Raw genomic sequence first — 8,035 nt, 5'->3', positions numbered from 1 at the left:
GCAGCGAGTAGAACAACTGCAGCAACTGCGCCCGCATCAGCTTCTCGGGGGCGATCGAGGCGCGGCCGGTGTCGGCATACAAGGTGTCGAACAGGGCGCTCATCCGCTGCAGAGCGGTGTCTGCCAGCTTGCGGATGGCGCGCAGTGGGTGAGTCGCTGGCACGAAGTCATCGAGCTTGGCGACAGTGAACAAGGATTCCTGAGTGATATCGGCGCCACGCATGGAAATCGGGGTTCCCGGCAGATTGGAGCCGATATCGTAAACCTTACACGGCAAAGTCAGACAGGCCGTAGGCGAATTTCAACAGGCTGCTATCTCGGCCTTGCAGTAGAGACTGTTTCCCGGGTATTTACCCGCTTCCAGCAGATGGGGCTGCTTGCCGCCAACGGCAAACAGATTGAAATTCTCGACCATGCCCAGCTATGCACGCTGGCCGGTGGTCTTGGCGACTGATCCAAGCGCGAGCCGAACCATGATCTTTGATACCTTTACCATCAAGTCACGCGTGCGTCCTGTTCCGGACTTTCCGAAACCCGGTGTGATGTTCCGTGACATTACACCGCTCTACCAGTCGCCAAAGGCCATGCGTATGGTGGCCGACAGCCTTATCCAGCGTTATGTAGAAGCGCCCATTACACACATAGGCGCGCTGGATGCCCGCGGTTTTCTGTTGGGTGCAGTGCTTGCCTATGAACTCAACAAGCCACTGATCCTGTTCCGCAAGGCAGGCAAACTACCGGCCGACACCCTGAGCGAAAGCTACGCTACCGAATACGGTGAGGCGGAAATCCAGATCCATGCTGACTCGCTTGAAGGCGGGGAACGCGTATTGTTGCTGGATGACCTGATTGCCACGGGCGGCACCCTGCTGGCTGCTGCGCGGCTGGTTCATCGCATGAATGCCGAGGTGGTCGAAGCCGCCGCCATCATTGATCTGCCGGATCTTGGCGGCTCGCAGAAACTGCAGGATGCCGGCATTCCGGTGTTTTCACTCTGTGCCTTCGGCGATAACGACTGACCATTCAGGGGCTGTAACATCAGCCCCAGCAGGCCCAAGATGACCCATACAACCGCCCTGCCCCATTGGCGCCAGCGCCTGGGTACCCTGATAGAACGTCCACGCGTACAGTTCAGCATCATGACGCTGATTCTTGTGAACGCCGTTATTCTCGGACTGGAAACCGTACCTGAAATACGTCAGCAATGGGGGACCCTGTTGTCCCGAGCTGACCAGATCATCCTGACACTCTTTGTAGTAGAGCTGGTCCTGCGTTTTGTTGCTCACGGATGGAGGCTCTTGCGTGACCCGTGGGGTCTGTTCGATACGCTGGTAATCACCATTGCGCTGATTCCGGCCAGTGGTCCGCTGGCGGTATTGCGTGCATTGCGAGTGCTGCGGGTGCTGCGTTTGATCTCGATAGTGCCGAGCATGAAGATCGTTGTTCAGTCGCTGCTCTCTTCGCTGCCGGGTATGGGCAGCATTGTCGCGTTGCTTGGCCTGATTTTCTATGTTGCCGCCGTCATTGCCACCCAGTTGTTCGGTGAACAGTTCCCCGACTGGTTTGGCAGCCTCAGCGCCAGCCTGTATACGCTGTTCCAGGTAATGACTCTGGAAAGTTGGTCGATGGGCATAGTGCGTCCGGTGATGGAAGAGTATCCGCTGGCGTGGCTGTATTTTGTGCCTTTTATCCTGATAGCCACCTTTATGATGCTCAACCTGTTTATCGCGGTAATCGTGGACGCCATCCAGAACCAGCGTGAGCAGGTGGCTGCCCAGCGTGCGGAAGAGCAGTTGCTGCACCCGGAGCCTGATCAGTCACCACATAGCCACGTGCATGCACATTCGAGTCTTTCTGGCGTCAATCAGGAGTTGTTGCTGGAAGAGGTGCGTCACCTGCGTGATGAATTGCGTGAATTGCGCAAGCAGTTGAAGGCTGACTGACCTGTCGGGCTGGATACCTGCCCCCCAGTTGCTTATGATCCTTCCTGACAACAAGAACGGCAGACAAAAATACGACTGCCAAGAGGATCCGCGTCATGCCAAAGACCGCACTGCCACCGGAAACCCGTCTGCTGCTGATTGACGACCACAAGATCTATCTGGATGGTCTGAGCCTGACCCTCGGCACCCTGGCCAGTGGCATTATCATCGATCACGCAACCAATGCCGCCGATGCGGAAACCCTTATCAGCAGTCACCCTTACGATCTGGTGCTGCTTGACCTGCAGTTGCCTGACAGCAGTGGCCTGGTCTTGCTGCAGAAATTACAGAAAATCGACCCGCTGGTTCCCATCGCCATTATTACCGGCAGTAATAGCGCCAGCGACCTGGAAGCCACCCTGCAATCAGGCGCTGCTGGCTTTATCAGCAAGACCGCTGATGGTGATACCTTGCGTGATGCCGTATGCCGGTTGTTGTATGGCGAGCAGGTGGTGATCGGTGATGACAGCCGTCACCGCGTGCGTGAACACGGGGCGCGTGAGTTGGGTATAACCCCTCGCCAACTGCAGATTCTTGATTTGCTGGCTGAGGGCTTGCCGAATAAAAGCATTTGCCAGCGACTGTGCCTGTCGGAAGACACAGTCAAGACCCATCTCAAGGCGATCTTTGGCAGTCTTGGTTGTCACAACCGCACCGAGTGCGTAAGCATTGCCAGACGCCTTGGACTGATCAGCCAGTAGTGCCGCCAAGCAAGGGCTGAAGTTGCCGTCGCAGACGTGCCGGCAATACCGGTTTGTAGAGCATCTCAACATCCGCGAGTCGGGCCTGTTCGGTCAGGGTGTCGCTGGTATCGGCAGTTAGCAGCAGCGCCGGCCCGCTATACAATTCTGCCGAGCGCAGCGCCCGTATCAGCTGCAAACCATCCAGGTCACCTTCCAGTCGATAATCACTCAGTAGCAGGTCAACTACCGGAAACGGTCGTAACTGCAGTAGCTCCTGCGGGTCGGCAAATGCCTGTACCGAGCAGCCCCATTGGCTCAGCAGGGCTGACAGCGCTTCGCGGTTGATCCGGTCGTTTTCAACAACCAGTACACGCCCTGCCAGCCGACCTGCACGCAAGGTCGGCTCTGCAATCTCTTCACGCCACTCGGCCTGCGGTACATCAAACCAGAATCGTGCGCCCTGCCCTGGCCGTGACAGCAGTCCTGATGGGTATTCGAGCAAGTGCAGCAACTGCCGACAAATCGACAAGCCCAGACCAACGCCCTTGTCGAGTGTGCGAGCAGGGTTTCGTAACTGGGTAAACTCCTCGTAAATGCGCTGCTGGTCCTCTTCGGCCATGCCGCAGCCATCATCCACCACGGCCAGCCGTAACCTGTCCTCGACGGGTGTCACCTCAAGACGAATCCGGGTTGCTGAGGCGTGCACCAGTGCATTGTTGAGAAAGTTGCGAAGCAAGCGTTCAAGCAACACCGGGTCGCTTAATACAGCAGCGCGGACTGGGCACAAGAGTTCCAGAGAAACCCCGCGCGGCAAAGCCAGATGCTCAAGACTGTCGATGATGCGCTGTAAAAAAGGTTGCAGATTGAAGCGTTTGAATTGGGGCTTTACCATGCCGACACTCAGGCGCGACATATCGAGCAGTGCATTAAGCATTTGCTGCAGCAGTTCGGCCGACTCGGAAAGACGCGCAATGGTTTGACGTGCCTGCGGCTGGGTAACTTGCTCGTCCAGGTGCTGAATGAACAGTGACATGGCGTGCAATGGCTGGCGAAGATCATGGCTGGCCGTTGCAAGGAAACGGGTCTTGCCCTGGCTTTCACGCTCGGCTCGCTGGCGGGCTGCATCGAGCAATCGCTCACTGAGGTAGGCGCTGCGCAGCATGTGCTCGTACATGTAGGCACCGATACTGCCAATCAGGGTGAACATCATCAGGAACAGGCCGTTACTGATCATTTGTACGCGCCCGGTTCCGGCAATCCAGCTGGCCAGCAGAAAGCCCAGAACCAGCATCCAGGAGCCCAGCACGGCATGGCGTGCCGGCAAGCCAATCAGGAATAATCCGCAAAACAGGATCAGATACAGCCCGTCATGGGTAACCGGTACCCGGGTTTCACTGACACGCGCCAACACTATCACCAGCGAAACAATAATGCCGGTGACCGCATAGGTGCAGGCAGAGACCAGAAAGGCAGATTTTGCAGCCACTTGCTCAGGTCGGTTGCTGTACCAGAGTGCAAAGCAGATCAGCAGCAGTGCCAGCAAGCGCCCGCCAAGCGTCAGGGGCAGGATTTCCTCTGGCAGGTAAGCCACATCCAGCCACATGAAAAACAGCATGAAACTGATAGCCGATATAGCAACCAGACGCGCCCTGCCGGCCATTTTTACATGCATGTAGTGCAGGAAGCCGGGCTCCAGTGCCTGACTGAAGCGCAGACCGGCAAAGCCTCTGGATTGCGCCATCAGCGCCGGTTCGTCAAGTTCCTGCATACCAAGGTCTCGCACGGTTGTTAGTTGTTGTTATCGCTGCGCCAGCCAATCACCAAGCGCCTGTTTCCCGGCAACAGAAAAGCCCAGCCCCAAACGTGTTCGGCGCCAGAGCACATCCTCGGCATTCACTGCCCACTCGCGGTCATGCAGGTAGTGCAACTCAGCCTCGCTCAGACCTTCGCCAAAGTCCCGGCCAAGAGATTGCAAACTTTTATGTTCGTGCAAAAAAGTATGACACAGGCTGCCGTAGGTTGATGCCAGACGCAGGCATAGTGGCGCGGGTAGCCAGGTATAGGTCTGGCGTAATTCACCTGCGAAAGCTTCAGGGTCGAGGATGTCGCCACCAGGTAATACGCTGTTGGCAGTCCAGTCCGCGCCCATGGCTGGAAACCATGGGCGCAGGCGCTGCATGGCAGACTCGGCCAGGCGCCGGTAAGTCGTCAGCTTTCCACCAAATACACTAAGCAGCGGAGGCTGTCCCGGCTGCCCCTGCAGATCGAGGTGATAATCACGGGTAGTGCGCGAAGCGCTGCCGGCGTGGTCATCCAGCAAGGGCCTTACACCGGCAAAGCTGTGCAGTATGTCGGCAGGCTGAAGTTGCCGTTTGAACCAGGCGTTTACCACATCCAGCAAGTAACGCTGTTCCTCCTCAGTCGCCACAACGCTCCCCGGATCATCCGTATGATCGACATCGGTAGTGCCGATAAGGCTGTGGCCGTCCCAAGGCAACACAAAGACCACGCGACCATCGGTATGCTGGAGTATGTAGCCGTGATGGCCGTTGACCAAGGGAGGAACCAGAATGTGGCTGCCGCGCACCAGCCGCAACCGGTGCGGTGCGGGTTCATGCAAAACCTCGGCAAACAGCCGTGAGGCCCAGGGGCCAGCGGCATTGACCAACGCGCTGGTCTGATAGAAAAGGCGCTGTCCGGCAGCATTCTCCAGTTCAACATGCCACCCGCCCGCCACGCGCCGTGCCTGCACACAGCGGGTACGCGTCAGTATGCTTGCCCCCTGCTGGCGAGCCTGCAAGGCATTGACCAGCACCAGGCGGGCATCATCAACCTGGCAGTCGTGATATTCGAAAGCGTGCTGTATGTCAGGCTGCAACGGGCCATCTGGTGGCAATTGCAATGCCTTGCTCGCGGGCAGTTGCTGTCGACGCCCCAGGTGATCATAAAGAAACAGACCTGCCCGCAACAGCCATCGTGGACGCAAATGGGCACGGTACGGCAGAACAAATGGCAAAGGCCGCACCAGGTGCGGCGCTTTAGCCAGCAACACCTCGCGCTCCGCCAGCGCCTCGCGCACCAGACGAAACGCATAGTGCTCAAGGTAGCGCAGGCCACCATGGATCAGCTTGCTACTGGCCGACGAGGTGTGTGCGGCCAGATCGTGCTGCTCGCACAGCACGACTCGTAGCCCGCGCCCAGCTGCATCGTTGGCAATACCTGCACCGTTGATGCCGCCACCTATCACCAGCAAGTCGCAGCTATTGCTTGTGTGCTCTGCATCAGCCCGGATCATGCCGCCCCCGTTGTTCTTTGCTGCAGCATACAGTGGCTGACTGGCAGTGCAAACGCGCTTGACAGTCAGTCTGTTCCTGTATAACCAGCAGTTTTCTGCTATGCATGAGTGTATATCTGCCTTGGCTGTTGTACGTAGCCTTCATGGAACGAACGAATATGCTCTCGAACGCAAGGATATATGGTCTTCCAGCCGTGCTGCTGGTGTGTTGTCTGCTGGCGCTCTCCAATGCCACGCAGGCGCAAACTGTGCGGGCAGCCGTCTACGAGAACCCGCCCAAGCTGTATATCAACCAATCCGGCCAGCCCGACGGCATCTTTGCCGCTGTGCTGGAAGCCTTGGCCGCAAGCAATGACTGGCAGCTTGAGTGGCAGCCCTGCCAGTGGCAACAGTGCCTGCAGATGCTGGAAAACAGTGAGCTGGATCTTGTACCTGATGTGGCCTGGAGTGAAGAGCGCAGTGCCCTGTTTGACTTTCACCAGATACCCGTATTGCACAGCTGGTCGCAGATCTACCAGGGTGATGGGCCGTTGCTGCAATCAATACCCGAACTGCATGGCAAGCGACTGGCTGTGCTGCAAGGCTCGATCCAGCAACAGCACTTGCAACGGCAGGCGCTGGAGTTCGGTACAGAGATAATCTTCGTTTACGCTGACAGCTATCAGCTGGCTTTCAACGCGGTACAACGCGGTGAAGCCGATGCGGCCGCAGCCAATCATACCTTCGGGGATTTGCAGGCTGAAGTCATGGGCCTGCGCCCGACCCCTATCATGTTCCAACCCAGTCGCCTGTTTTTTGCTACAAGCCGGGGGCGTAATTCCGGACTGCTGGAACAGATAGACCAGCAATTGCAAGGCTGGCGCAATGATCCGCAATCGGTATATTTCAACATCCTCAGGGACTGGCAGCCCGACAACAGCACCATTGTTGCACGCATACCGCCAGTGATCTGGTGGTTGGGTGCTCTTCTGTTGGGCCTGTTACTTCTCACGCTCGGGTTCAACCTGTTGCTGAGGTATCGGGTACAAGAGAAAACGCGACACCTGCACCATAACGAGCAACGTGCGTATTCCGGCGAACGTGACCGGTCATTCCGGGGATCGTGACCGATTTGCACACGGCCTTCACGCTGGAACGGGTTTTGTACTCTGAGCGGTCACGATGGGTCAACCAGCACCGTGTTTTGAGCGTTGGCCTTTCTCAGTGATTCCCCCTTCAGATTGAGTCGATGGGCTCCGTGCAGCAGTCGGTCCAAGATGGCGTCGGCGAGCGTGGCGGAGCCGATGTAGTCGTGCCAGTGTTCGGTAGGTAGCTGGCTAGCAATGAGGGTTGAGCCTCGTCCGTGGCGATCCTCAATCACTTCCATCAGATCCTGTCGTTGCTGGGCATTGACCTTCTGCATGCCCCAGTCGTCCAGGATCAGCAGATCGGTTTTCAACAGCTGCGTCATCAGGCGGGCGTAGCTGCCATCACCGTGGGCGATCCGTACTTGCTCGAACAGCCGCGGCACCCGTAGGTAACGGACGGACAGCCCTTGGCGACAGGCTTGATTGCCGAGGGCGCAGGCCAGCCAGGTCTTGCCGCAGCCGGTGGGGCCGGTGATGCACAGGTTCAGCGATTGCCTGATCCAGTCACAGCTAGCCAGGCCCGCCATGCGCGAGCGCTCCAGACCGCGCGGGTGGAGGTAATCGATGTCTTCGATGCAGGCCGGCACGCGCAAGCGGGCAGCCTTCAGTAGCCGGTCCAGCCGGCGGTTCTCCCGGTGCAGTACTTCCCGGTCCACCAGCAGGGCCAGTCGCTCCTCGAACGCCAGATCGTGGGTTTGCGGTTGTGCTCGTTGCTGTTCCAGGGCGTCGCACATGCCCGTTAGCTTGAGGTGGCGCAGGGTGTTGAGTGTGTTGTGAGTCAGCATAGGTTTCTCCGGGGTCAGTGGTAGTAATGCGGGCCACGAACGTTGGTGTGCGCCGGCAGGTCGGTCAGGTCACGCTCATCGTCGGCCAGAGGCAGCGGGAACTGGTCCAGCCCCTGTTTCAGGATCGAGGTGATGCTCTGGTAGCTGGCCGAGTTGATCGACA

Annotated in this window: 8 protein-coding genes and 1 pseudogene; 5 read left to right on the top strand and 4 right to left on the bottom strand. The window is 58.0% G+C overall.

The genetic code is table 11. The features are described from left to right. Positions 1 to 223, bottom strand: a 223-nt coding sequence (locus BMZ23_RS14515) for a transposase (RefSeq protein WP_483866630.1), incomplete at its 3' end; no start/stop codon positions are given. An 81-nt stretch (positions 224 to 304) separates the two neighbouring features. Between BMZ23_RS14515 and BMZ23_RS15245 the strand changes: the two are divergent. The 4 genes and pseudogenes from BMZ23_RS15245 to BMZ23_RS14495 all read left to right on the top strand — a co-directional run. Next, a pseudogene (locus BMZ23_RS15245) lies at positions 305 to 454 on the top strand (helix-turn-helix domain-containing protein); the annotation flags it as partial. Between the two features lie 19 nt (positions 455 to 473). Then, positions 474 to 1,019, top strand: a complete 546-nt coding sequence (locus BMZ23_RS14505) for an adenine phosphoribosyltransferase (protein ID WP_093478997.1) — start codon at positions 474 to 476, stop codon at positions 1,017 to 1,019. A gap of 39 nt (positions 1,020 to 1,058) precedes the next feature. After that, positions 1,059 to 1,943 carry an ion transporter gene (locus BMZ23_RS14500; RefSeq protein ID WP_093478994.1) on the top strand — a complete coding sequence of 295 codons (885 nt, stop codon included), beginning with the start codon at positions 1,059 to 1,061 and terminating at the stop codon, positions 1,941 to 1,943. Between the two features lie 95 nt (positions 1,944 to 2,038). Next, positions 2,039 to 2,683: a response regulator transcription factor gene (locus tag BMZ23_RS14495; protein ID WP_093478991.1), complete on the top strand. Its 645-nt coding sequence runs from the start codon at positions 2,039 to 2,041 to the stop codon at positions 2,681 to 2,683. Here the strand turns inward: BMZ23_RS14495 and BMZ23_RS14490 are convergent. Both BMZ23_RS14490 and glpD read right to left on the bottom strand, forming a co-directional pair. Beyond that, the gene (locus BMZ23_RS14490) at positions 2,673 to 4,433 is read right to left on the bottom strand and encodes a hybrid sensor histidine kinase/response regulator (protein ID WP_093478988.1); all 1,761 of its coding nucleotides are present in this window, start codon (positions 4,431 to 4,433) and stop codon (positions 2,673 to 2,675) included. The two genes, BMZ23_RS14495 and BMZ23_RS14490, sit on opposite strands and share 11 nt — an antisense overlap. 30 nt (positions 4,434 to 4,463) lie before the next feature. Continuing rightward, entirely contained in the window at positions 4,464 to 5,960 is a 1,497-nt protein-coding gene (glpD, locus tag BMZ23_RS14485; RefSeq protein WP_093478985.1) for a glycerol-3-phosphate dehydrogenase, read from the bottom strand. 143 nt (positions 5,961 to 6,103) lie between these two features. Here glpD and BMZ23_RS14480 point away from each other — a divergent pair, with 143 nt between their 5' ends. After that, complete coding sequence (locus tag BMZ23_RS14480) at positions 6,104 to 7,066, top strand: transporter substrate-binding domain-containing protein (RefSeq protein WP_218143622.1); 963 nt, start codon at positions 6,104 to 6,106, stop codon at positions 7,064 to 7,066. 50 nt (positions 7,067 to 7,116) lie between these two features. Here BMZ23_RS14480 and istB read toward each other — a convergent pair whose 3' ends face one another. Then, on the bottom strand, positions 7,117 to 7,872 hold the full coding sequence (istB, locus tag BMZ23_RS14475) for an IS21-like element helper ATPase IstB (RefSeq protein ID WP_093478979.1): 756 nt from the start codon (positions 7,870 to 7,872) through the stop codon (positions 7,117 to 7,119). Between the last annotated feature and the right edge of the window lie 163 nt (positions 7,873 to 8,035).

This window comes from Halopseudomonas yangmingensis (assembly GCF_900114825.1).
Taxonomy (GTDB): Bacteria; Pseudomonadota; Gammaproteobacteria; order Pseudomonadales; family Pseudomonadaceae; genus Halopseudomonas; species Halopseudomonas yangmingensis.
This window is presented reverse-complemented; position numbering and strand designations above follow the sequence as displayed.

Coding starts and splice junctions, on each gene's coding strand:
- istB (WP_093478979.1), bottom strand. CDS start 7,872: ATGCTGACTCACAACACACTCAACACCCTGCGCCACCTCAAGCTAACG.
- BMZ23_RS14490 (WP_093478988.1), bottom strand. CDS start 4,433: ATGCAGGAACTTGACGAACCGGCGCTGATGGCGCAATCCAGAGGCTTT.
- glpD (WP_093478985.1), bottom strand. CDS start 5,960: ATGATCCGGGCTGATGCAGAGCACACAAGCAATAGCTGCGACTTGCTG.
- BMZ23_RS14505 (WP_093478997.1), top strand. CDS start 474: ATGATCTTTGATACCTTTACCATCAAGTCACGCGTGCGTCCTGTTCCG.
- BMZ23_RS14480 (WP_218143622.1), top strand. CDS start 6,104: ATGGAACGAACGAATATGCTCTCGAACGCAAGGATATATGGTCTTCCA.
- BMZ23_RS14495 (WP_093478991.1), top strand. CDS start 2,039: ATGCCAAAGACCGCACTGCCACCGGAAACCCGTCTGCTGCTGATTGAC.
- BMZ23_RS14500 (WP_093478994.1), top strand. CDS start 1,059: ATGACCCATACAACCGCCCTGCCCCATTGGCGCCAGCGCCTGGGTACC.